This window comes from Cupriavidus yeoncheonensis (assembly GCF_905397275.1).
GTDB classification, from domain to species: Bacteria; Pseudomonadota; Gammaproteobacteria; order Burkholderiales; family Burkholderiaceae; genus Cupriavidus; species Cupriavidus yeoncheonensis.
Genome location: NZ_CAJPUY010000005.1, coordinates 273,246 through 295,378 on the forward strand (window position 1 = coordinate 273,246; position 22,133 = coordinate 295,378).

Genomic DNA, 22,133 nt, shown 5'->3' on the forward strand with positions numbered 1-22,133 from the left:
ATTTCGCCGTCCGCATGCACATCAGCCGAGCGGAATGATGCTGTGCAGGACGGTTTGCACCAGCGCCGCCTGCCGCGTCACACCGGTCTTGGCGAACACGGCACGCAGGTGCGCGCGTGCGGTATTGCGGCGGATGTCGAGTTCCTGCGCCGCTTCGTCCAGCGACAGGCCCTGGGTCAGCAACAGCACCAGCGATGCCTCTGCCCGGGTGAACTCGAACATATTGCGCAGCAGGTCGGTCGACGCCAGGGCCTTTTGCTCCGGGTCGCGGATCAGCACTGCCACGGCGGGCTGGCGCGGCTGCTGGGACCACGTCGGCGTGGCGATGGGGCGCACCAGCAGTCCCAGCTTGGCGCGGCCGCCCTTGCGCGGCACGGAGAGCCCGATCGGTATGCCAGGCTGCACCGAGTCGCGCAAGGTCGTGGCCTGGCGGACCAGTGCCTGCAGCTTGCGGTTCTCCTGCGGAGAGTCGACTGTCAGCTGGCCGTTGCAGACCACCAGGCCGTTCTTCTCCGCGAGCAGCTCGTCAGCCATGCCGTTGGTGGTGAGGATCTGGCCGGCATCGTCCAGGACCACCGAGCCGATGAGCAGCCTGTCGACCGTGCCGGCGTACAGGCGCCGTTCCGACTCGGTCGTGTTGAGGTTGGCGTGGATCCGCACCGCGCGCTGCAGGTGCGGCACGATGCGCTGGCAAAGCGCCTTGTCGGCATCGGAGAAGTCCTCGCTTCCGTGCGGGCGGCACACGCGCAGGCGACATTCCTCTCCCTGCTCGGCGCGGATGTCCACGCCCATGATCCGCAGCACGTCGTAGGGCTTGTTGAAGAAACGATAGATCTCGCTCTCCAGCCACCTGGCCTCGCCGATCAGTTCATAAACGGTCAGGACTCGCCCGGTGGGCAGGTTGACGAACGGATCGATCGCGTAGAAATGCTGCGCGTAGGCGCCAGTGCCCACGGTGGTATCGACCGCGCTCGAAGTGATCATCAGCCCGGGTGATGTACTCGACGGCGGGCGCAACACCAGTGTCACGTAGTTGGCGTCCAGCAGGTTTCGCAGGGCATCGAGCAAGGACTGCCACGGGATCTCGAGCAGCGGGCCGTCGTACACCAGGCCGATCAGATCGCTGATCTCGTCCATGTCGAGCGCGGACTGGCCGGGACGCCGGGCGTCGATCCAGGAGGGGCGTGTCATCGGTCTTGTCTCAATTCTGCCGTGCAATGGCCGCATCGGCGCGGCACCAAACCGGTCCTTCGGTGCCACCGCCCTGCGGTCGGCCGGAAATCATAGCGGCTTGTCCGCGCGCTTCGCAGTGGGTATTTCCCCGGACGCGGGTCCTGGCGACGCCCGTCGTGTGACGAAATGTCGTCCCAACAGACTAGCTTTGGGCCTCGCGCTGTCATGTTGCTCGCCAATGCGCCGAATCTAGTCCGTCAGGACCATGCCCCCGGACCGGCCCTGTCAAAACAATACGGCCGTGTGCAAACAGTCATCACGGAGCAGACATGGAAGCGCAGCAAACCTCGCAGACAACCCCGCCGGCCAGTCGCTATGCCCGCGGCTGGCATTGCCTCGGGCAAGCCTCGGACTATAAGGACGGCAAGCCCCACCGGCTGGACATCTTCGGTACGCGCCTGGTGGCGTTCGCCGGGGAGGACGGGCGCATCCGCATCCTCGACGCGTGGTGCCCGCACATGGGTGCGGACCTGGCCCTGGGCGAAGTGAAGGGCAATGCCATCGTGTGCCGCTTTCATGGCTGGCATTGGAATGGCGAAGGCGCCTGCGAGCACGTGCCGTGCGCGAAGCGCATTCCGCCCAAGGCACGCACACGTGCATGGACGGTCTGCGAGCAGAACCACCTGCTGTTCATCTGGCATGACCCCGAGGGCGCGCCGCCGCCGCCCGAGGTCGCGGTACCGCGCATCAATGCCTGCTTCACCGGCGAGTGGACCGGCTGGACGATCCGCAAGATGGTGATCGGCACCCATTGCCGCGAGCTGGTCGACAACCTCGCGGACGTCGCCCATTTCGGCCCGGTGCACGGCTCGCCCGCGGTCTATTTCTGCAACACGTTCGACCGCCACATCGGCTACCAGATGTTCCGCGGCGAAGAGAGCGAACTGCTTGGCAGCGGCATGGTTGCGGACAGTGCGTACTTCGGGCCGGCCTACCACGTGACGCGCATGACCGCGGAGGTGGACGGCAAGCCCATTGACACCATCCTGCTCAATTGCCATGTGCCGGTCGACGCGCAGAGCTTCGAGCTGCGCTATGGCGTCATGGTCAGGAAGGTGCCGGGGCAGTCGGAGGCGCAGAACCAGCAGATGGCACAGGCCTATGTCGAGCAGGCGCAGGCCTCCTTCTTCCAGGACGTGGAGATCTGGCACAACAAGATCCGCGTGGACCGCCCCGTGCTCAGCGACGCCGACGGTCCGGTCTACCAGCTGCGCGAGTGGTACCGCCAGTTCTACACCGACGTTGCCGACCTGCCTGCCGACCTGGACCGCAAGAAGGTCTTCGAGCGGCGCGACGGCACCTGGCGCACGCTCGACGACGTGCCGCCGGACGCCGTGAGCAAGCTGCATCTGATCTGATCAGGGAGAGATCATGCGACTGGAAGGAAAGGTGGCGCTGGTCACCGGCGCCGGATCCGGCATGGGGCGCGCCATGGCCGAGCGCTTTGCAGCCGAGGGCGCGGCGGTGGTCGTCGTCGATCGCGACGCGGGCGCCGCGCAGGCAACCCTTGAGCGGATCGGCAACGCACACGGCATCGCGCGCGGCTGCGACGTCGCGGACAGCGCGGCGGTTGCGGCGCTGTACGACGAGGTCGCGCGGCGCTGGGGGCGGCTCGACATTCTTGTCAACAACGCAGGCATCGGGCAGGTGCCCGGAGACGGCTTCGAGCACTATCAGACGCGCGCGGCGGAGCGCGGACGACAACTGGCGGCCGGCGAAACCCCTACGGTCCATACCGACATGATCGTCGACCTCAACGATGCCGGATGGCAGCGCGTGGTGGACGTGAATCTCAATGGCACGTTCTATTGCTCGCGCGAGGCCGTGCGGCTGATGACGCGCGCGGGGAGTGGCGGCGCCATTGTCAATATCGCCAGTGTCTCCGCACTGAACGGAGAAGGTCCGCTCAGCTACTGCGCGTCAAAGGCGGCTGTGCTCGGCCTTACCCGATGCCTGGCGCGTGACCTGGGCCCGCGAGGGATCCGTGTCAATGCGATCTGCCCGGGTCCCACCCGCACGCCGATGATGCAGTCGATCAGCGAGGAATGGGCGCGCAGCCTGGAGCGTGCGATCCCCCTGGGCCGCATGGCCGAGCCGGAGGAGATCGCGGCGGCGGCACTGTTCCTGGTGAGCGGGGACGGTATGCAGATGACCGGCCAGACGCTGTCCGTCAGCGGCGGCATGGCCATGATTTAACGGCGCGGGCACGAGGGCAACGCATTCGGATCGTTGTCCTGCCCGGAAATAAGGATGCAAGGGAGAACAGCATGCAAGTGAAGGGTCGTTTGCAGGACAAGGTGGCGCTGATCAGCGGCGCGGGCACGGGAATCGGCGCGGCCACGGCCGTGCGCTTTGCGGCCGAAGGGGCGAAGGTGATGCTGTGCGGGCGGCGCGAGGGCCCGCTGCGTGCCATGGCCGACGAGATCCAGTCGCGCGGCGGCGAGGCCGCGTGGATTCAGGCCGATGTGACCAGCGAGGCGGACGTGGAGCGGGCGGTGGCGCAGACCGTTTCCCGCTTCGGGGGCCTGCATGTCATGGTCAACAACGCTGTCAACTACACCTGGGGCGTGCTCGACGAGGTCAGCACCGAAGCCTGGCGGCAGTGCCTGAGCGGAAGCCTCGATGTGGCCTTCTTCGGCACGCGGGCGGCGCTGCGCGTCATGAAGGCGGCGGGGGGCGGCGCCATCGTCAACCTCGGTTCCGTGGTGGGCCTGCTCGGCAGTCCGGGACTGTCGGCCTATGGCGCTGCCAAGGCCGGTGTGCTCAATTTCAGCCGCGCCGTGGCGCTTGAAGGCGCGGCCCACAACGTACGCGTCAACGTGGTGATTCCCGGCGTCGTCTGGAGCGAGGGCACGCGCGAGGCACTTGCCAGCGAGGAAATGGCCCGTGGTACCGCGCGCTCCGTGCCGCTGGGGCGCGTGGGCGAGCCGCAGGAAGTCGCTGGCGCCATCCTGTTCCTGGCCTCGGACGAGGCATCGTATATCACCGGGCAGAGCCTGGTCGTCGATGGCGGCAAGACCTGCCGGCTGGATGTGGGCGCTACCGACTACGTGTCGCAAACGTCGACCGAGCGGCGCGCAGAGCCGCAGGCAAGCTGAACGTATCCGCTGACTGACCAAGGAGAGGCAAGTGACAACTGACATGGCGCCGGACGCGGCGCGAACGGAATCGCTGCAGGCCCGGCTCGACCGGCTGGAGTCGATCGAGGAGATCCGCATGCTGCCGGCCAAGTATGCGCTGGCGCTCGACATGCGCGACCTCGATGCCTGGACCAGCCTGTTTCCGGAGGACGTGGCGGTGGGCAAGGACCAGGTGGGCCGCGAACATCTGCGGCGCTGGATCGACGACACGCTGCGCAACCAGTTCACCGTGACGTCGCACCACATCGGCGGACACATCATCGAGTTCCAGGACGCCGATCATGCGAGCGGCGTGGTGTACTCGAAGAACGAGCATGAGACCGGCCCGGAATGGGTCATCATGCAGATGCTCTACTGGGACGACTACGAGCGCATTGGCGGACGCTGGCATTTCCGTCGCCGCCTGCCGTGCTATCTCTATGCCAGCGACCTGAACAAGCCGCCCATCGGCGACAGGAAGATGCGCTGGCCGGGCCGCGAACCCTACGAAGGCTCCTGGCATGCGCTATGGCCCTCGTGGAAGGCATTCTGGAATGCCAAGCCGGGCGAGCTGTTGCCCGGCGTCTCGGAGCCGGTGGCGCTGGATCAGTTTCTTGCAGCGATGCGCCGGGGATCCTCGCTACCGAAAGTCCGCACGCGCTGACGCGATGCCGACACCACAGGAGGAGTCCCAGATGAGCGCCAGCCTGTTCGAGCCCCTGCGGCTCGGCGATATAGCACTCTCCAATCGCATCGTGATGGCGCCGATGACGCGCAGCCGCGCCGGCGCGGGCGACCTGCCCACCGCGCTGCATCAGACGTACTACGCGCAGCGCGCTGGCGCCGGATTGATTGTCGCGGAAGGCACCTACCCGAGCCGGCACGGCAAGGGCTATTGCCGTACCCCGGGCATCGAGACCGCGGCGCAGATCGACGCCTGGCGCGAGGTGACCGGCGCCGCCCGCAGCCAGGGCGCGGCGATGGTGCTGCAGCTGATGCACGTGGGGCGCATCGCAAGCCGTCATAACAAGGCGGCGGACGCGCAGACGGTGGCGCCCTCGGCCATCCGAGCGCGCGGCACCATCTATGCCGACGGCCATGGCCTGGTCGGGATGGAGACGCCGCGCGCGCTGGCCGGGCACGAGATCGTGGCCGTGATCGACGAGTACCGTCAGGCGGCCGTCAATGCAATGGCTGCCGGCTTCGATGGCGTTGAACTGCATTGCAGCAGCGGCTACCTGCCGATGCAATTCCTGCTCGCCTGTGCCAACCGGCGCAGCGACGGCTACGGTGGTTCGCTGACGGCGCGCCTGCGCTTTGTCGTGGAGACGATCGAGGCCATTGCCGGCGCAATCGGCCCGGGGCGCGTGGGCGTGCGCATCTGTCCCGGCAACCCGTTCAACGACATGCACGATGAGGATCCGGCCGCCACGTATGGCGCGCTGCTCGATGCCGTGGCACCGCTCGGGCTGGCCTACCTGCACGTGAGCCGTTCGCCGGATCCCGCGCTGGATGCCTTCGCGCTCGCGCGTCGGCATTTCGGCGGCGCGCTGATCGTCAATGACGGCTTTGACGGCGCGAGCGCCACACGAGCCCTGGCCGACGGCATCGGCCAGGCAGTCTCGTTTGCGCGGCATTTCATCGCCAATCCGGATCTGCCTGCGCGCCTTCGGCACGGCGCATCGCTGGCCACGTTCGACCGTTCGCTGCTTTATACGCCGGGTGGGCGCGGCTACACGGATTACCCGGCCGCCGCGGAGCTTGCCGCGTGTGGCGTTCGTGAAGGAGGTTTGCAGCGATGAGCGATTGCCTGCCACAGTTTCCGGCGATTGCAACGGATCCGGCGATTTCAACCATCCCTGACGCCGTGGCGCACACGGCGCGGCGATATGGGGATCAGGTAGCCATCGAGGAAGATGGCCATCTGATGCGCTACGGCGAACTGTACGAGTCGGCGCGGCTTGCCGGGCGGGCACTGATGGCGCTGGGCCTGGAGCCCGGCGAGCGGGTCGCCGTCTGGGCGCCCAACCTGCATGAGTGGATCGTCGCGGCGCTCGGCATCCACATGGCCGGCGGCGTGCTGGTGCCGCTCAATACGCGGTACAAGGGCGGTGAGGCGGCCGACATTCTCGCCAGAAGCGGAGCCCGCGTGCTGTTCGGCATCGCCGGGTTCCTGGGTGCCGACTATCCCGCGATGTTGCGCGGGCATGCACTGCCCGCCTTGCGCCACCAAGTCATCCTGCGCGGCGAACGCGAGGGCTGGCTGTCCTGGCAGTCCTTCATGGCGCGCGCCGAAGACACGCCAGCGGAGAGGCTTGACGCGCGCATGGCCGCGCTGACACCGGACAGTCCGTCCGACCTGCTATACACCTCCGGCACCACGGGCAAGCCCAAGGGGGTGATCAGCACGCATGGGCAGAATCTGCGCGCTTTCTCCGATTGGTCGGCGATTGTCGGCCTGCGCGCAAGCGACCGTTACCTGATCATCAATCCCTTCTTCCATGCGTTCGGCTACAAGGCCGGCTGGCTCGCGGCCGTGATTCGCGGCGCCACCATCCTGCCAGTGGCGCAGTTCGATGCCGACGTGGTGCTTGGGTGCATCGCGCGTTACCGTGTCAGCTTTCTGCCGGGCTCGCCCACGCTTTACCTGAGCCTGCTGGCCCATCCGCGGTTGGGTGCATACGACTTGTCGTCGCTGCGCGTGGCCGTCACCGGAGCGGCATCGATCGCGCCCGAACTGATCCGGCGCATGCGCAAGGTGCTCGGCTTCGACGTCGTGCTCACCGCATACGGACTGACCGAGTGCTGCGGGCTGGCCACCGTCTGCCGGCTGGGCGACGCCCTGCAGACCATCGCCACTACCAGCGGGCGTCCGCTTGACGGCGTGGAGATCCGCTGCGTGGACGCGCAAGGCAGCGACGTGATGGCCGGGGAGCAGGGCGAAGTGTGGATCCGCGGCTACAACGTCATGCGCGGCTACTTCGATGACGAGGCCGCGTCTCGCGAGGCCGTCGACGACGCAGGCTGGCTGCACACGGGCGATATCGGCAAGCTGGATGCCGCCGGAAACCTGTCGATCACCGGCCGGCTCAAGGACATGTTCATCGTCGGCGGTTTCAACTGCTATCCGGCGGAGATCGAGCACCTGATCGGCACGCATCCGGCGGTAGCGCAGGTTGCCGTCGTGGGTGTTCCCGATGCGCGCATGGGGGAGGTCGGCAGCGCCTTCGTGGTATTGCGCGAAGGCGAGACTCTGAGCGGCGAGGCCTTGCTGGAATGGTGCCGGCCCCGCCTGGCCAACTACAAGGTGCCTCGCTCCGTGGCGTTCATGGCGGCGCTGCCGACCAACGCCGCGGGCAAGGTGGTCAAGCACGAACTGAGGGCGGTTCAGGCGAAGGCCGGCACTTGAGCATGCCGGCTGCAAGGCCGGAACCGTCTCGCGCAAGCATTGCGCGCGTGCCTTGACGGCTGAGGCGCGATCGGCGAGCGCCAGCACACCCGGCACGAAGTGCCGGTGCCGGTCCCCATTCAGCAGCAATCCGTCAGGAGCCGATCTTGTAAGGGCGGGTCATGACCTCAAGAAAATGACCGTCGGGATCGTCAAAATACATTCCCCGGCCGCCGTTGTGCTGATAGGTTTCGCCGGCCCGCTGTTTGCTGGGGTCGGCCCAGTACTGAAGCCCTCTGTCCCGAATACGGGCAAAGACCCGGTCGAACTGGTCCTCGCTGATCAGGAACGCATAGTGCTGCATGGAGATCGCGCCTTCGCTTTCGAAGAAGTCGAGCGAGACGCCGTTGTCCAGTTGAACGACCAGCATCTGCCCGAACTCGATGGGCCTTTGAAGCTCCAGGATGTCCACGAGGAAGCTTGCCGATTTCTGCTTGTCGCTGCACCAGACGATGGTGTGGTTTAGCTGTACGCCCATGTTGCGGCCCTCACCGAATGTGGCGGAGTATGTCCTTCTGACCAGGACGGTACTCCTGTGTAGTCATGGATTCACCATAGCCGACGCCTGATGGCATGCAAGTGCGGGTGACGACGGTCGGCAGATGATGGCCGGTCGCGGCCGGCTCAACTCCAGGTTGGGGTCGTCCCTGAACGACCCATTTCGTCAATCAGATCTCTACAAACCGGCCATTCATTCGCCGTGGCGTGCAATAGGGCTACCGCCCCAGCGAGAACGAACCGAAGCTGCGACTGGCACTACTACACCAATCGCAAATCCCACAGCGCATCCAGTACGTGTTGGGTGGAGCGTTCAACGTACCCCGCGCGATGCGCGATGCCGAGCCGACGCCATAACGCCGGGCGCAGCGGACGCATGACGATGCGCTTGTCCGTCAATGGCGTGGTGGCCTCGTGGGGCAACAGCGCCGCGCCGTAACCCGCCGCGACCAGACTCTTGATCGCGTCGTTGTAGTTGAGCTGAATGCGTGGTGCGGGATGGTGTCCCGCGGCCGCGAACCACTCCGCAGTCTGACGCGAGAGACGCGTGGTGGCGTCATTGAGAATCAGAGGCTGGGCGGCGAGCCATTCCGGCGTGACGCGGGCCGGGCACTGCCAATGCTCCGGCACGAAGGCCATCACGGGGTCGCGACGCCAGGGCTTTATCACCAGCCCGGCCACCGGCGGCTGAGGCAGTGCAACCAGCCCGATATCCAGCGTGCCGTCCGCCAGTCGGGACAGTGTTTCCTGCGAAGTGAGGACCGCAATCTGAATGTCGATGGCGGGATGCTGCTGGCGCAGCACCTCGAGCGCCTGTGGCAGCAGGTGCGCGATCGCGCCAGTCGACGCACCGAGCCGGGCGCGCCCTTCGAGCCCCTGCACCTGTCGTTGTATATCGTCCAGCGCCTGCTCGGCATCGGCCAGCAGCCGACGCCCGCGCTCGACCAGCACCTCTCCGATCGCCGACGGCCTTACCTGTCCGCGTTTTCGCGACAGCAGCGGTGCCCCGATGCGGTGTTCCAGTTCAGCGATGTGGAGGCTGACCGTGGGCGGCGCAAGGTGCAATGCACGCGCCGCCTCGGCGAATGAGCCATGGTCGGCAATCGCGACCAGCGTGCGCAGGCGGTCCAGGCTGATCTCTCGCATGTCGGCTCCAGAGTCAGGAAAGCTGAATGTCAGGGTTATGAAATTCAACTTTCCCTATTCTAGTGGACCATGGAAGATTGGGGCTCCTTCGACGTGTTACCCCTTCAGTCACCGGAGTATTCCTCGCATGAGCTCTCCCCTGGTTTTCATCGACGGCGACCAAGGCACCACCGGGCTGCAAATCCACGAACGGCTGCGCGGCCGGACCGACCTCAGCCTGTTCACGCTTGCCGCGTCGGAACGCAAGGACCCACGGCGTCGTGCGGAAGCCATCAATGCCTGCGACATCGCCATCCTCTGTTTGCCCGATGCCGCCGCACGCGAGGCGGTGAACGCCATCGTCAATCCCGCCGTCAGGGTGATCGACGCAAGTTCCGCCCACCGCACGCATCCGGACTGGACATATGGTTTTCCGGAAATGGCACCGGGACAGGCCGCGCGCGTCGCGAACGCGCGACGGGTCACCAATCCCGGCTGCTATCCGACCGGTGCGATCGGCCTGCTGCGTCCCCTGGTGCAGGCCGGGCTTGTGCCGGCCAGCTACCCGATCAGCATTCATGCGGTGTCCGGCTACTCCGGACGCGGGCGTGCCGGCGTGGAGGAGTATGAAGGGGCGGATGCCGTCGGCGCGCCGGCATTCCAGGTGTATGGCCTGGAACTCGCGCACAAGCACCCCCCGGAGATCCAGCAGCACGCCGGGCTCGCGCAGCGTCCCATCTTCGTTCCCGCGTATGGTGCGTTCCGCCAGGGCATCGTGCTGACGGTGCCCCTCGCGTTGAGGCTGCTGGCCCCCGACGTGGATGGCGCCACGCTCCATGCATGCCTCGCCTGCCACTATGCCGGGGCGGCCCATGTACATGTCCTGCCCTTGCACGAATCGTGCGTTTTAAAGCACCTGGACCCGCAAGTGCTGAACGGTACGAACGACATGCACTTAAGCGTATTTCCCAACATGGAACACGGGCACGTCCTGCTGTCCGCGGTTTTCGACAATCTTGGCAAGGGCGCATCCGGCGCCGCGGTTCAGAACCTGAACCTGATGCTCACGCAGCAATAGCGGCCGATAGCGTGAGCTAAAGGTCGCAACGATTGCTGCCAATCTGGTCGTGGCCGTCGAAGGTCTCATGCTGGCCCGGGAACCGACGTTGCGGGGAGGGGCCTGCTCGCGCGCGTCGAGCAGGTATGCAATCAGCAGTTCAAGGCTTGGGTTGCGGCGTGCTGGAGAACCCGACTCGCTTGTGCGAGCCATCGCAGAAGGGCTTGTTTTCGGAATGGCCGCACCGGCACAGCCAGACCTGATCCCCTTCGAAAGTGAAGGCAGCGCCTGCCGGGGTCACGATCCTGACGGGACCCTTTATGCGGTAGGGGCCATTGTCCTGTACGGTAACGGTCGAAACGGTGTCCTCGTTCATGATGTCCCCGCTCTGGTAGGGAGTATCAGGCATATGTTGCAGGGCGGCCTGCGTCATCGGGCTTATCGGGCTCCGTCCTGGTGCGCGAACTGCACTATGGCGAACTTGTCGTCAACCTGCCCCAGATCTTGGGCGGGAAGACAACCCACGGCAATGTCGGGTCCATGTGCGTGCCATCCAGACAGCCCTCAAAGGTGCCGCTACCCCGATGCGCCTGGCTCACTGAGAGCGCGACGCTGATTTGTGCAACTCCGTAGCCGCAACTGCCGACGTCATGGCGCGAATCGGTTGGCCATATCACACGCCCCCCGGTAACGCTGCCACTCTGCAGGGTACCGTCAGCCTGCCACCATTGCCACTCGCCGCCGAGAACAGTGGCTTCAACAGTGGCGTCCTGACTCGACCGCACCGGGCCTGTCCGGTCAAGGCTGACAATCCAGAAACCACCCTGGCCCGCGCCCGTCCGTCGGCACGGTTCGACGAGCCTGCTGTCCGTTCCTGAGAACGTCACCGCGCCGGCATCGCTGCCATCAGCCGTAACCTCATAAACATCAACGCCAGAAAGGCAGGCTTGCGTATGGTATTCCGTGTGGGCACAGGCGGCGAGCCCCAGAACGAGAACCGTCGACGCCACTGGGCGGACCATAGCATTCAGATCTGGTTTCATAGCGCACCCCCAACTCGTCTATAGCTTAGGCTAAACATTGGGACGGAAAGGAACTTCATGGAGCTTGGGCCCGAGCCTTGGCGGAGAACTAAAAAGGCCACGGAATCGCTTCTGCGGAGATCGACGTATCGATGCGGCATGCGCACGCGTCCGGCGACGGGAAGCGCTCACCTGCGGGGTCGGATGGTGGCTACCACGAGACCCGCTCCGGCGAATGCGCACACGGCGGACACCAGCGCGACGGCGCGCAGCGCGTCAGCGATGGCTTCGGCTTCCGCCAGCGCCTCGGGTGTCTGAGGCGGCGTAAGGGCGTCACCCGCTACCACCCGGCTTGCCCGTCCGGCTCCGGCAACCGCCCGGCCTGGAGTGCGTCCTGAGGAACGTGCAGTTCGTCGAGCCGCGCCGACTGCGCCGCCAGGTGCGACCACACGAACACGATGACGAGCACCAGGCGGTGACCCCAGACATGTCTGCGGGGCCACCGGCGTCGACTCGACGAGAACAAAGAATCACAGCGGCCTGGGGGAGTACAGCGCGCTTTGGAATTCGGGCACGTACTCGTACTTGAGCATCTTGCCGAGTTTCAGGGATCTGATGAACGTCGACAGACTTCCTTCTGTCAGGCCGAGGCTCACCGTCTCCGCACTTGTGCTGGAGGCATGACTGAGCTGGCGGGAAGTTGCATACCCAGTGGTCAGTCGCCCTTGCTGATCGACATTTGTAAAGCTATTGGTCACCATGGAGACCTTTTTTGAAAGGTCATCCAGCTTCCTGGCTTCGACGGTGACATCGACCTTGCCCGTCTCGCTGTCAAGGATCTCGACGACAACCGACTGGTCGGTTTCGCGGTAGTGAATGCCCGTCAGCCATTTGGGCAGGTTGTAGCCAACAACACCCCGTACCCGAGCGAGCTCGGTGTTTACCGGAAGCTTCAATACGTAGCCCCAGAAGTCGTTGGACATCGCCTGACTCATCAAGGTCAGCGGTCCAAGACTGGAGCTGCCTGGCCGATTCGTGATGACGGAAAGACCAATCTCGTTGTAGCTGTCGTTGTCGCAAAAGTGATAGGCGTAGGCGGTGAGTGCGACAAGGCCTCTGCCCGGCCAGACCTGAATCGGTTGAACCTTCTCCAGGACCTGGGCAGGCATCAATTCCCGCAGCCTGTTCAGGTCGGCGGTGAAGATGACCGTCACCCTGCTGTTCTTGTAGTAGAAGTTTGGCGAATAGGATTCAAAGCCAATATCTACTTTCTCCTTCCTGAGTTCCTTGAACCAGCTCAAGTCAACGTCCGGAGCTTCAGATTCAATGACGGAGAGCGGAGGATTGGAGCGATAGCGGTCATACAGCCCGCCTTTGAGCACGGGAACCTCATGGCCGGCGATGCTGATTGTTGTGCTTTCGGTTTGCGTGGCTTCCGCCGTGCCAGCGGCCCATAAAGGATTGGAGAGGGCACTCATGATTACCCCTGCTGTGGCCGCAAGATTGCTGAGTTTCATTTTGACGATACTCTGGGTGTTTAAGGTGAGAAGGTCTGGTTCGGGAGTGATTGATGCCTTGAAGCATCCCAAGCACCAACGTAACTAGAAGCCTGTCAGGCATGGACGCGCTGAGCCACCCAGCGCCGGTATCGACGGACGCGGCATGCGTCGGACACCTGCTGCAGGACCAGCGCGCGCAGCGGTGACACGCCGGGATCAGTGACCTTGCCTCGGCTGAGCTTGCGCAGTTGAAACTTGACTGCCGCCATGTTGGCCAATGAGGCCAGCGGCTTGTTCTTCCACCTGATCGGCTGCAACGCAGGTGTACTGTCTTTGCCGGCATGCCAGTCGCGCGGCAGATTTGGATCGATGGCCAGGGCCGTACCGATGCCAACCATGTCCACGCCGCTCCTGATCACTTGCTCGGCCACCGGCCGACGGCGGATGCCGCCTGTGACCATCACTGGCATCTGCGCCACCGCGCGGATGTCGCGGGCGAACTCGACAAAGTAGGCCTCGCGGGCGAGCGTGCTGCCGTCGCGGGCTTCTCCCTGCATGGCCGGGGCCTCATAGCTCCCTCCCGACAACTCGACCAGGTCGACGGCGAACTCGTTGAGCATCTTCACGACCTGACGGGCGTCATCCGCGCTGAAGCCGCCACGCTGGAAGTCGGCGGAGTTCAGCTTGACGGCAACCGCGAATCCGGGCGCAACCACGGCGCGTACGGCCTTGACGATCTCAAAGAGCAGGCGAGCGCGGTTTTCCAGCGGGCCACCCCATGCATCCGTTCTCTGGTTGCTCAACGGCGAGAGGAACTGGCTCAGCAGGTAGCCATGCGCCGCGTGAATCTCGACGCCCGTGAAACCTGCCTGCTCCCCAAGTTTCGCCGTACGGGCAAAGCGCCGGATCACGTCCTCGATGACTTCCTGCGTCATGGCCTGCGGCGTGTTGAAGTGCCTGGACATATTGCCCAGGTTCATCGACACAGCGGAGGGAGCCCAGGTGGGTTGCCCAAGACTGGCAGGCATCTGGCGGCCGGGATGGTTGATCTGCAGCCAGAACTGCGCCCCCCTGGACCGGCCGACCTGTGCCCAGCGCCTGAACCGGTCCAGGTGCCTGGCGTCTTCCAGCACGACGCCGCCCGGCCCTGTCATGGCACGGCTGTCCACCATCACATTGCCGGTCATCAGCAGGCCTGCGCCGCCCTCTGCCCAGGCCTTGTACAGGCGCATCAGCGCCTCGGAGGGCGCGTGGTCAGCGTCCGCCATGTTCTCTTCCATGGCGGCTTTGGCGATGCGGTTCGGAACGCTTGAACCGTTACGCAGGATCAACTTGTCGAAGACGTTCATGGGGTCACCTCGTTTGTCGTGGCTCGACTTTAAGGTTGAAGTCAACTTTAAGGTCAACACCTTTCTTGAGGTGATGTATGAGCATCGGCGTGCATGGCTGCGAGATCTGGGTGCCGAACGGCGGCCGTGCGGCGACTTCAGGCCGGGGCTCCCGCTTCACAATGACGATACCCACCAAATGAAAAAGGCCCGCCACAAGAATCGTGGCGAGCAGGACTGCATTTTTTCTACTGCAGCGCGGTCGAGCGTCCTGAAATGCTGGAGCAGCCAGGGGCCGGAAGGCCATGCTTCCGGCCCCCGTGGCTGTTAGCTGCGCACGAAAGCGAGGGGGCGTTAACCCGTCGAACCGGTTCATCGGCTTGCCTCGCCGGGCCAGCATTCACTGTAGGATTGAAGTGAACCTTAATGTCAATGCTTTCCCAGGTGCCGTATGAGAATCGGAGAACTGGCGAACCTCAGCGGTCTGACGGCCTCCCGCATCCGCTTTTACGAGGCTGCCGGACTGATCTCGGCGGTCGAGCGCAAGGCGAATGGCTATCGCGATTACTCTCCGGATGCGGTGTGGATTCTGGAAATCATCGCCAGCGCACAGCGTGCGGGGTTCTCGCTCGATCAGATCCGTCATCTGTTGCCGCTCGGATCGGGGAACTGGCAGCATGATGAGTTGCTCGATGCCCTCAAGCGGAAAGTTGATGAAATCGAGGACATGCAAAGGCGCCTCAAACAGAACAAGGCCCATCTGCTCGCCGCCATCAGAAGCATCGAGAACAGGCCTGCGGATATGCCGTGCTCTGACAGGACGAAGTGGGTGCTGGACCGCCTCCGCGAAGAAGGGGCCGTCGAGCCGGCGCGGGGCAAGACGCGTCGCGCCGCAGCGCGCTGATCCCGGAACGTACCGGGAAGCGCCGGGAACTGCTGGCGCACTTGTCTCTCAATGTGCCGGAACGTCTACTTCGGTTCCGCCGCTCTCAATATCTGTATTGCCAACGACGCCAGGGGAATGAGGGCAGCCTGACGATCCGCTTCCGGATGCTTGACCTTAAAGCTGAGTTTAACCTTAAAGTGCTGGTTGCCGGCCGTTAGCCGGCATGCGCCGGGCACTACCTCAGGCATCGCGTACAGGGTCAATCATCAAGAAAGCTCAATGAACAGGGATAGGCGGTTTGCACGGATCGAATTCGGACCGCTGGAAGGTGGCAACGCAGCAGCGAAGATGCTGCCGTTTGAAATTCCGGAGGACCGCGGCTGCCGATACATGGTAAGAGCCATCGAGCGCGAGCCAGATGAGGCTTGTGTTCCTGGCTGGCCCTGGGCATTTGTGGGCGTGCCGATGCGAACCCTGCCGCTAGGCTGGGTAGCGCGTCTTAACTGACATATAGAGTCAGAGATTCTTGAGGGCGAGTTCAAGCGGTGTGAGGAGTGTGGCGAACATGAAGATCGGGGAACTGGCGGGGCGCACTGGCCTTGCTCCGTCGCGCATCCGCTTTTACGAACGCATCGGACTGTTGAAGGTCGAGCGTCAGTCGAACGGCTACCGGACGTATCCACCGCAGGCGGTGCTGCTGCTCGACCTGATCGCGGCTGCGCAGCAGGCCGGCTTCAGTCTCGACGAGATTCGCACGCTGCTGCCGCCGGACCTGGCGCAGTGGAAGCATGGCACGTTGATTGAAACGCTCCGCAGCAAGGTGCAGGACATCGAGGCGCTGCAGGCGCGGCTTGCGCAGAGCAAGGCGCACCTTGTCGCACTCCTGGCGGAGATCGAGGCGAAGCCTGAGGAAATTGACTGCGCCGCCAATGCGAGGCGGGTGTTGTCGCGGATACGATCCGGGGAATTGGAAAGCCCGGTCCTGGCGACCGGCGATGTCACTACCCTGCGCAAGGCAAGCCGGCGCCGGCCGGTCAGGGCCGGCTAAGGAACCGTCGATGGCCTGGGCAACACTGCCGCATTGGGCACCAGCTTGGCTGGATGAAATAGAAGAACCTCGGCGAGGATAAGGAGGCAATACATGAATCTGGACGTCAACCGCCAGCCAGTCAGCGTCGAATGCGACCCGGCCACGCCCTTGCTGTGGGTGCTGCGCGACCACCTGAACCTGACGGGGACGAAGTTCGGCTGCGGGGTCGCGGCTTGCGGCGCGTGTACCGTGCATCTGGATGGGGCGGCGGTGCGTTCCTGCGTCCTGCCGGTGTCGGCGGTGGCCGGCAAGCGCATCACTACGATCGAAGGGCTGGCCAGCGCGCCGGGCAAGCGCCACGCGCTGCAGCAGGCCTGGATCGACGAACAGGTGCCGCAATGCGGCTACTGCCAGTCGGGCATGCTGATGGCGGCGGCGGACCTGCTGGCCCGGCAGCCCGACCCGAGCGATGCCGACATCGACGCGGCCATCACCAACCTGTGCCGCTGCGGCACGTACCCCCGCGTGCGCACCGCCATCAAGCGCGCAGCGAAGGCGCTGAGGGAGGGCCGCGCATGAACGCCAGCGCAACGACCCCGCGCCGGGGAAGGCGCCGGTTCCTGCTGGGGGCGCTCGGCCTGGGCGGCGCGCTGGTGGTGGGCTGGGGCGTGATGCCGCCTCGCAGCCGGCTTGGCGATCCCGCAGCATTCCCTGAGGCGTCCGGCCAGGTTGCCCTGAACGGTTGGATCAAGATCACGCCGGAAGGCAACGTCATCCTTGCCATGCCGCGGGTGGAGATGGGGCAGGGCATCCACACTGCGCTGTCAATGCTGGCCGCCGAGGAGCTCGATATTCCACTGGCGCGGGTGAGCATCGAGTCGTCGCCCATCGAGCGCATCTACGGCAATGTTGTCGTCATGGGCGACAGCTCGCTGCCGCTCCATCCGGACCATGCCGACAAGACCTGGGCGCGCGCACTGCACTGGATCATGGCCAAGAGCGCGCGCGAGATCGGACTGATCATCACCGGCGGCAGCAGCAGCGTGGCCGACGGCTGGCAGCCCGTGCGCGAGGCTGCCGCAACCGCGCGCGCCACGCTGGTGGAAGCGGCTGCGCGCGTGTGGGGTGTGCAGCCGGCGCAGGTGACGTTGCGGGAAGGCCGGCTTGTTGGCCCCGACGGCAAGCAGATGCCTTTCTCCGCGGTCGCGCAGAAGGCGCGCGACATTGCGCCGCCATCGAAGGTCAGGCTCAAGCCGGCTGCGCAATATCAACTGATTGGCAAGCCTGCACAGCGCAACGACATCGCCAGCAAGACGGATGGCAGCGCACGCTTTGCCATCGATGCGCGGCCGCCCGGCATGTTGTACGCGGCGGTCGTCATGTGTCCCGTGTTCGGCGGCAAGCTCAAGAGCTTCCAGTCAAAGGCGGCGCTTGCCATGCCCGGCGTGCGCCATGTCGTGCCGTTCGACGGCTCCACGGGCGGCGCGCCGGGCGTGTCCGTGGTGGCAGACCACTACTGGCAAGCACGCCAGGCCCTGGCGACCCTCGACCCGGTCTGGGACTACGGGCCGCATGCCACGCTCGATTCCGCCGGCATCCGGCAACAGCTCGTTGGCGCGCTCGACAGCGACCAGGGCGGCTTCACCTACCGTTCAACGGGCGATGGCCTGAAGGCCTTTGACGGGACACAGGGCGCGACCATCGTCGAGGCGGAATACAGTGCGCCGTACCTGGCGCATGCCGCCATGGAGCCGATCAACTGCACGGCGCAGGTGACGAAGGATCGCGTGCAGCTCTGGGCGCCCACCCAGGTGGCCACGCTGGCGCAACTGGTCGCCGCGCGCGCGGCAGGTGTGAGCCGGGACCGGGTGCATATCGACATTCCGCTCATTGGCGGCGGATTCGGACGGCGACTGGAGTCCGACTTCATCGGCCAGGCCGTGTCGATCGCCACCAGGACCGAGGGCCGCCCGGTACAGGTGATCTGGTCGCGCGAAGATGACATCCGCCACGACTTCTATCGCCCGCAGGCCATCGCACGGCTGATGGCCCGCGTCGAGAACGGCAAAGTGACGGCCATCGCCTCGCGCAGTGCCGGGCAGTCGATCCTGGCCGGCGAGCTGGAGCGCCTGTTCGGCGCGCCGTCGCTCGGCATCGACCGCTATGCAGCCGAGGGCCTGTTCGACCTGCCGTATGAGATCGAGCATGAGCACATTGCACACGTGGCGGTCGATTTGCCGGTGCCGATCGGATTCTGGCGCAGCGTCGGCCACTCGTACACCGGCTTCTTCCTGGAAGGCTTCCTGAACGACGTGGCCGCCGCCGCCAGGCTCGACCCGCTGGCGATGCGGCGCGACTTGCTCAGGGCGCACCCGCGCGAGCTGAAGGTGCTCGACACCGTAGCGCGGGCGGCAGGATGGAACCAGCCGCTGGCACCGGCCGCGGACGGCGTAGCGCGCGCACGCGGACTTGCGCTGCACAACTCGTTCGGCTCGGTAGTGGCACAGGTGGCGGAGGTGTCGCTCAAGGACGGCAAGCCGCGTGTGCATCGCGTTGTCTGCGCCGTGGACTGCGGGACGGTGGTCAACCCGGATATCGTTGCGCAGCAGATCGAAAGCGGCATCATCTTCGGACTGACAGCGGCGCTCTACGGCCAGGTTCAGATCAAGGACGGGCAGGTCGTGCAGGCCAACTTTCCTGACTATCCGGTGCTGAAGATGGCCGACGTACCGGTGATCGAAACCCACCTCGTGCCCAGCACGGCCGAACCCGGCGGCGTTGGTGAAATTGCGGTGCCCCCGATCGCACCGGCCGTGGCGCATGCCGTCGCCCAGCTCACCGGCAAACCGGTGCGGCAACTGCCAATTGAGTAAGGCAAAAGCAATGTGGATATGCTGGCGGCGAAGCTGCGAATGTTGAGCGCATCACGACATTTCCCCATCAATGTGCGGCATCGTCCTCGTGCAGCGCCGCGACTGCTGCCTATACTCCAATCGGACTAATGGGTACACCGCCCGGTCCCGGGGAAGTTGCCGCCCCGCCTCGTCGGCGACGCTGCCCAAAGGGGAAAAAATGGCAAAAGTAAGCCCCGCAGGTGCTATAGGGCGATGGTTCGCCCCTGTGATCTTTGCACTCGCATTGCCGGTCTTCGCTCCCGCCATGAGCTATGCGCAATCACCAGAGAACGTAAAGCAGGCCATGGCGTCACTGAAGGCTAAGACGGCCAAACTGGGCGCACCGGGGATTAAAGGAGAAGATGCTGTTGCAGGAAAACCCGCGCCAGCTTTGTACTTTGGCGCGACCAAGATGAACAACAACTTTGCCGTAGTGGATGAAGTCAAGAAGGAGCATGGCGGCACGGCAACATTGTTCGTCAAGAGCGGCGATGACTTCGTGCGCGTGGCGACGAATGTACAGAAGGATGATGGATCGAGGGCAATTGGAACCGTCCTTGATCCCAAGGGCAAGGCTATTGGGGCAATACGTGGTGGTGGTGCCTACTACGGTGACGCTGACATTCTTGGCAAGCCATATACCACTGGATATGAGCCCATCCACGACGCCAGTGGCGGTGTCATCGGCATTTACTACGTAGGGTATCCGAAGGTGCAATGAGCCACGGGCCACTCCCAAACGCATCACCCAGCGGTGACTGTCTTCGGGATCGACTGGGCCTCTGCCGAGGCTCAGTCGCATGACAGCGGCCTTCCTATCCTTTTACAGCCGAGTGAAAGTTATTCCATCCAATGGGCATGCGGGCCAGCGGATGACCGCTATCAGGCGATTCGACGGCCCCTGAACGACCCAAAACAGCCGACGGGCTAGTGGCTGCTGAGCGACCGTCTTTGGTCGCACCACGGACGTTGATGTCCGTATAAACACTGCTGGACTGCGGACGCGTTCCCCGCACATGTACTCAACCATTCAGGATAGTGACATGACCGAATGCGCTCTGACATTTACCAGTCAGACCGAATGGGAAAGCTGGTTAGGGCAAAACAACAGCACTTCGACCGGAGCATGGCTGCGTCTGGCGAAAAAAGGCACCGAGCAGCGCACCGTAACCTACGAACAGGCGTTGGAAAGCGCCCTCTGCTATGGCTGGATTGATGGTAAAAAGCAGGCCGAGAGCGAGAAATACTGGTTACAACGCTTCACCCCACGTTCCGCAAAAAGCATCTGGTCCAAACTCAACAAGGACAGGGCTGAAGCGCTGATCGCCGCAGGCAGAATGCGCCCGCCCGGCATGTGCGAGATCGAGAAAGCCAGGAAGGACGGCCGCTGGAAGGCGGCTTATACGTCGGCCAGCAACTCGATCGTGCCGGACGACCTGCGGGTGGCTTTGGACGCAAATCCGGAAGCCAGAAAGTTCTTTGCAACCCTGAACAGCCGTAACCGCTATGCCATCCTGTTTCGGGTACAGACTGCAAAAAAGCCGGAAACAAAGGCGCGTAAAATCGAGGAATTCGTCAATATGCTGAACCGTGGCGAAACCTTCTATCCATAGATCTTGCGCTTCTGACGGAGATTTTGCCAAGCGGGGTCATGGCATATAAACCCCTAATGGCCGCTTCGACCAGTTGAATCCTCAAGCCAGCAGTCGTCATTCGTGGGACACGCCCGAAGGGCCGTTACTGGCCGGGAAAGGGCGTCGCTTCGCTGGTGTAGCACTCAATAGGCTCTCGTGAATCCGCCATCATGCAGCAGGTTCACGCCGGTGATGTGGTCGGAGAAGGGGGATAACAGGATTTCAACCGCCAGCGCCACCTCTTCCGGGCTTCCATACTTCCGCAAGGGAATGTTCGAGGTTTCCGCGGCCAACCGCTCATCGAACGTCATGCCAGCCCTGGTGGCGCGCTGGCCGATCGATGCCAAATAGTCGGGGGTCAGCGTGCCGCCGAGGGAGAGTGTATTGACGTGAATCCCTCTTTCGCCCATCGCGAAAGCAAGCGTCTTGGCCTGAGCCAGCCATGCACAACGCAGGACGTTGCTGGTGGCGTAGTTTCCAAGGGCTTGCACTGAGGTGATGGCGGAAATGATGACAACTTTCGACCGGTGTCCCTGGGAGGGTTCCGGCTGCATGATCGAGATCGCGCTCTTAAGGACTTCAAGGGGGCCGATAAAGTTGCTCTGAAACAACTGGCGCCACGTGTCCGCTGGAGGCTGGCATTCGTCGGTGGGCCGCATCTGGGGTGGCATGAGTACGACGCCGTTGAGGACTGTTGCTTTCGCCGCAAGCTCTTGGGCAAACTTTGTGACAGAGGCATCGCTGGACATGTCGACGGAGATCCAGCGAAATGACTGGCCGCCAAGCCTCTGGAGCCTCGCGCAGGCGGCTTCCAGCTTCCCGATGTCGCGCGCGGCGAGAATCAGCGAATAACCTGCGTGCGCCAGCCGTGCGCAGACCGCGCTCCCGATGCCGCCGGTAGCCCCCGTGACCAGGACTACTTTGCTTGTCTCGGACATGTCGCCTCCCTAGGTGGTCTGGTGACATCCAGCCATGCCGACCGCAGCACGCCGGACAGGGCGATGGGTAGCATTCCAAGCCCTGAGGGCACGCCCCAAACTGCGTCAGTTAGTTATAGTGCACGAGAGGTGTCACTGGCGAACGGCCTGCCTCGTTTCGCGGTCCCTTTCCGACGAACGTCCAGCTATCCGCCACTGTGCGGCAGAACTGACGGCTGGTTCGGCATCCGCCGAGTGAGGAAAGACGCGGGCCGGCTCTTCCCGACCCGGAACGGCCCTTCGGGCCGAGACACTGTAACGACCGCTGCCTATGTACAACCGCCGCCCGGCGAAGGGACCTTAACAGCCGCGATTCGCATGGCGCAGACGTCTTTGAAGGCGATCTTGTGGGTACACCGGGCGTCCGAATGTCTTAGGTAAGG

The 22,133-nt window shown here is 64.2% G+C and carries 21 protein-coding genes and 1 pseudogene; 13 read left to right on the forward strand and 9 right to left on the reverse strand.

The features are described 5' to 3' along the window. Window positions 1–21: 21 nt before the first annotated feature. Entirely contained in the window at window positions 22–1,191 is a 1,170-nt protein-coding gene (locus KHO22_RS09175) for a helix-turn-helix transcriptional regulator (RefSeq protein ID WP_211946800.1), read from the reverse strand. A 311-nt stretch (window positions 1,192–1,502) separates the two neighbouring features. Between KHO22_RS09175 and KHO22_RS09180 the strand changes: the two genes are divergently transcribed. From KHO22_RS09180 to KHO22_RS09205, 6 genes are all read left to right on the forward strand, one after another. Continuing rightward, on the forward strand, window positions 1,503–2,591 hold the full coding sequence (locus KHO22_RS09180; RefSeq protein WP_211946801.1) for a 3-ketosteroid-9-alpha-monooxygenase, oxygenase component: 1,089 nt from the start codon (window positions 1,503–1,505) through the stop codon (window positions 2,589–2,591). 31 nt (window positions 2,592–2,622) lie between these two features. After that, window positions 2,623–3,429 carry an SDR family NAD(P)-dependent oxidoreductase gene (locus KHO22_RS09185; RefSeq protein ID WP_230426803.1) on the forward strand — a complete coding sequence of 269 codons (807 nt, stop codon included), beginning with the start codon at window positions 2,623–2,625 and terminating at the stop codon, window positions 3,427–3,429. Between the two features lie 71 nt (window positions 3,430–3,500). Further along, on the forward strand, window positions 3,501–4,331 hold the full coding sequence (locus tag KHO22_RS09190) for an SDR family NAD(P)-dependent oxidoreductase (protein ID WP_211946803.1): 831 nt from the start codon (window positions 3,501–3,503) through the stop codon (window positions 4,329–4,331). Window positions 4,332–4,362: 31 nt separating this feature from the next. Then, complete coding sequence (locus KHO22_RS09195; protein WP_230426804.1) at window positions 4,363–5,016, forward strand: nuclear transport factor 2 family protein; 654 nt, start codon at window positions 4,363–4,365, stop codon at window positions 5,014–5,016. A gap of 31 nt (window positions 5,017–5,047) precedes the next feature. Further along, window positions 5,048–6,154, forward strand: a complete 1,107-nt coding sequence (locus KHO22_RS09200; protein ID WP_211946804.1) for an alkene reductase — start codon at window positions 5,048–5,050, stop codon at window positions 6,152–6,154. After that, entirely contained in the window at window positions 6,151–7,761 is a 1,611-nt protein-coding gene (locus KHO22_RS09205) for a FadD3 family acyl-CoA ligase (RefSeq protein ID WP_211946805.1), read from the forward strand. The genes KHO22_RS09200 and KHO22_RS09205 overlap by 4 nt, the downstream gene beginning before the upstream one ends. Before the next feature lie 133 nt (window positions 7,762–7,894). On the opposite strand, the gene KHO22_RS09210 is transcribed toward KHO22_RS09205, so the two are convergent. After that, entirely contained in the window at window positions 7,895–8,278 is a 384-nt protein-coding gene (locus tag KHO22_RS09210; protein ID WP_211946806.1) for a VOC family protein, read from the reverse strand. A 281-nt stretch (window positions 8,279–8,559) separates the two neighbouring features. Then, on the reverse strand, window positions 8,560–9,444 hold the full coding sequence (locus tag KHO22_RS09215) for a LysR family transcriptional regulator (RefSeq protein WP_211946807.1): 885 nt from the start codon (window positions 9,442–9,444) through the stop codon (window positions 8,560–8,562). Window positions 9,445–9,571: 127 nt separating this feature from the next. Between KHO22_RS09215 and argC the strand changes: the two genes are divergently transcribed. Then, window positions 9,572–10,501: an N-acetyl-gamma-glutamyl-phosphate reductase gene (gene argC, locus KHO22_RS09220; RefSeq protein WP_211946808.1), complete on the forward strand. Its 930-nt coding sequence runs from the start codon at window positions 9,572–9,574 to the stop codon at window positions 10,499–10,501. 139 nt (window positions 10,502–10,640) lie between these two features. Here the strand turns inward: argC and KHO22_RS09225 are convergent, their stop codons facing one another. From KHO22_RS09225 to KHO22_RS09240, 5 genes and pseudogenes are all read right to left on the reverse strand, one after another. Further along, a complete protein-coding gene (locus tag KHO22_RS09225) occupies window positions 10,641–10,856 on the reverse strand; it encodes a CDGSH iron-sulfur domain-containing protein (RefSeq protein ID WP_211946862.1) in 216 nt (71 codons plus the stop codon). Between the two features lie 94 nt (window positions 10,857–10,950). Further along, window positions 10,951–11,523 carry a hypothetical protein gene (locus KHO22_RS09230; protein WP_211946809.1) on the reverse strand — a complete coding sequence of 191 codons (573 nt, stop codon included), beginning with the start codon at window positions 11,521–11,523 and terminating at the stop codon, window positions 10,951–10,953. Window positions 11,524–11,690: 167 nt separating this feature from the next. Beyond that, window positions 11,691–11,971 (reverse strand): annotated as a pseudogene (locus tag KHO22_RS32445) (MFS transporter); the annotation flags it as partial. A 61-nt stretch (window positions 11,972–12,032) separates the two neighbouring features. Beyond that, window positions 12,033–13,019, reverse strand: a complete 987-nt coding sequence (locus KHO22_RS09235; RefSeq protein ID WP_230426805.1) for an acetoacetate decarboxylase (ADC) — start codon at window positions 13,017–13,019, stop codon at window positions 12,033–12,035. 95 nt (window positions 13,020–13,114) lie between these two features. After that, window positions 13,115–14,350, reverse strand: coding sequence for an NADH:flavin oxidoreductase/NADH oxidase family protein (locus tag KHO22_RS09240; protein ID WP_211946810.1), 1,236 nt, complete (start codon window positions 14,348–14,350; stop codon window positions 13,115–13,117). A 430-nt stretch (window positions 14,351–14,780) separates the two neighbouring features. On the opposite strand from KHO22_RS09240, the gene KHO22_RS09245 reads away from it, so the two are divergent. The 6 genes from KHO22_RS09245 (at window position 14,781) to KHO22_RS09270 (ending at window position 20,752) form a co-directional block, all read left to right on the forward strand. Next, complete coding sequence (locus KHO22_RS09245) at window positions 14,781–15,233, forward strand: MerR family transcriptional regulator (RefSeq protein ID WP_211946811.1); 453 nt, start codon at window positions 14,781–14,783, stop codon at window positions 15,231–15,233. Window positions 15,234–15,780: 547 nt separating this feature from the next. Continuing rightward, window positions 15,781–16,263, forward strand: coding sequence for a MerR family transcriptional regulator (locus KHO22_RS09250; protein ID WP_211946812.1), 483 nt, complete (start codon window positions 15,781–15,783; stop codon window positions 16,261–16,263). Between the two features lie 93 nt (window positions 16,264–16,356). After that, complete coding sequence (locus KHO22_RS09255) at window positions 16,357–16,824, forward strand: (2Fe-2S)-binding protein (protein WP_211946813.1); 468 nt, start codon at window positions 16,357–16,359, stop codon at window positions 16,822–16,824. Continuing rightward, the gene (locus tag KHO22_RS09260) at window positions 16,821–19,118 is read left to right on the forward strand and encodes a xanthine dehydrogenase family protein molybdopterin-binding subunit (RefSeq protein WP_211946814.1); all 2,298 of its coding nucleotides are present in this window, start codon (window positions 16,821–16,823) and stop codon (window positions 19,116–19,118) included. Before KHO22_RS09255 ends, KHO22_RS09260 begins: the two co-directional genes overlap by 4 nt. A 199-nt stretch (window positions 19,119–19,317) precedes the next feature. Continuing rightward, window positions 19,318–19,860 (forward strand): Cache 3/Cache 2 fusion domain-containing protein, encoded by a 543-nt coding sequence (locus KHO22_RS09265; RefSeq protein WP_211946815.1) that lies wholly within the window; start codon window positions 19,318–19,320, stop codon window positions 19,858–19,860. Window positions 19,861–20,182: 322 nt separating this feature from the next. Continuing rightward, complete coding sequence (locus tag KHO22_RS09270) at window positions 20,183–20,752, forward strand: YdeI/OmpD-associated family protein (protein ID WP_211946816.1); 570 nt, start codon at window positions 20,183–20,185, stop codon at window positions 20,750–20,752. Between the two features lie 164 nt (window positions 20,753–20,916). Here KHO22_RS09270 and KHO22_RS09275 read toward each other — a convergent pair whose 3' ends face one another. Continuing rightward, entirely contained in the window at window positions 20,917–21,711 is a 795-nt protein-coding gene (locus tag KHO22_RS09275) for an SDR family NAD(P)-dependent oxidoreductase (protein WP_211946817.1), read from the reverse strand. Window positions 21,712–22,133 lie beyond the last annotated feature (422 nt).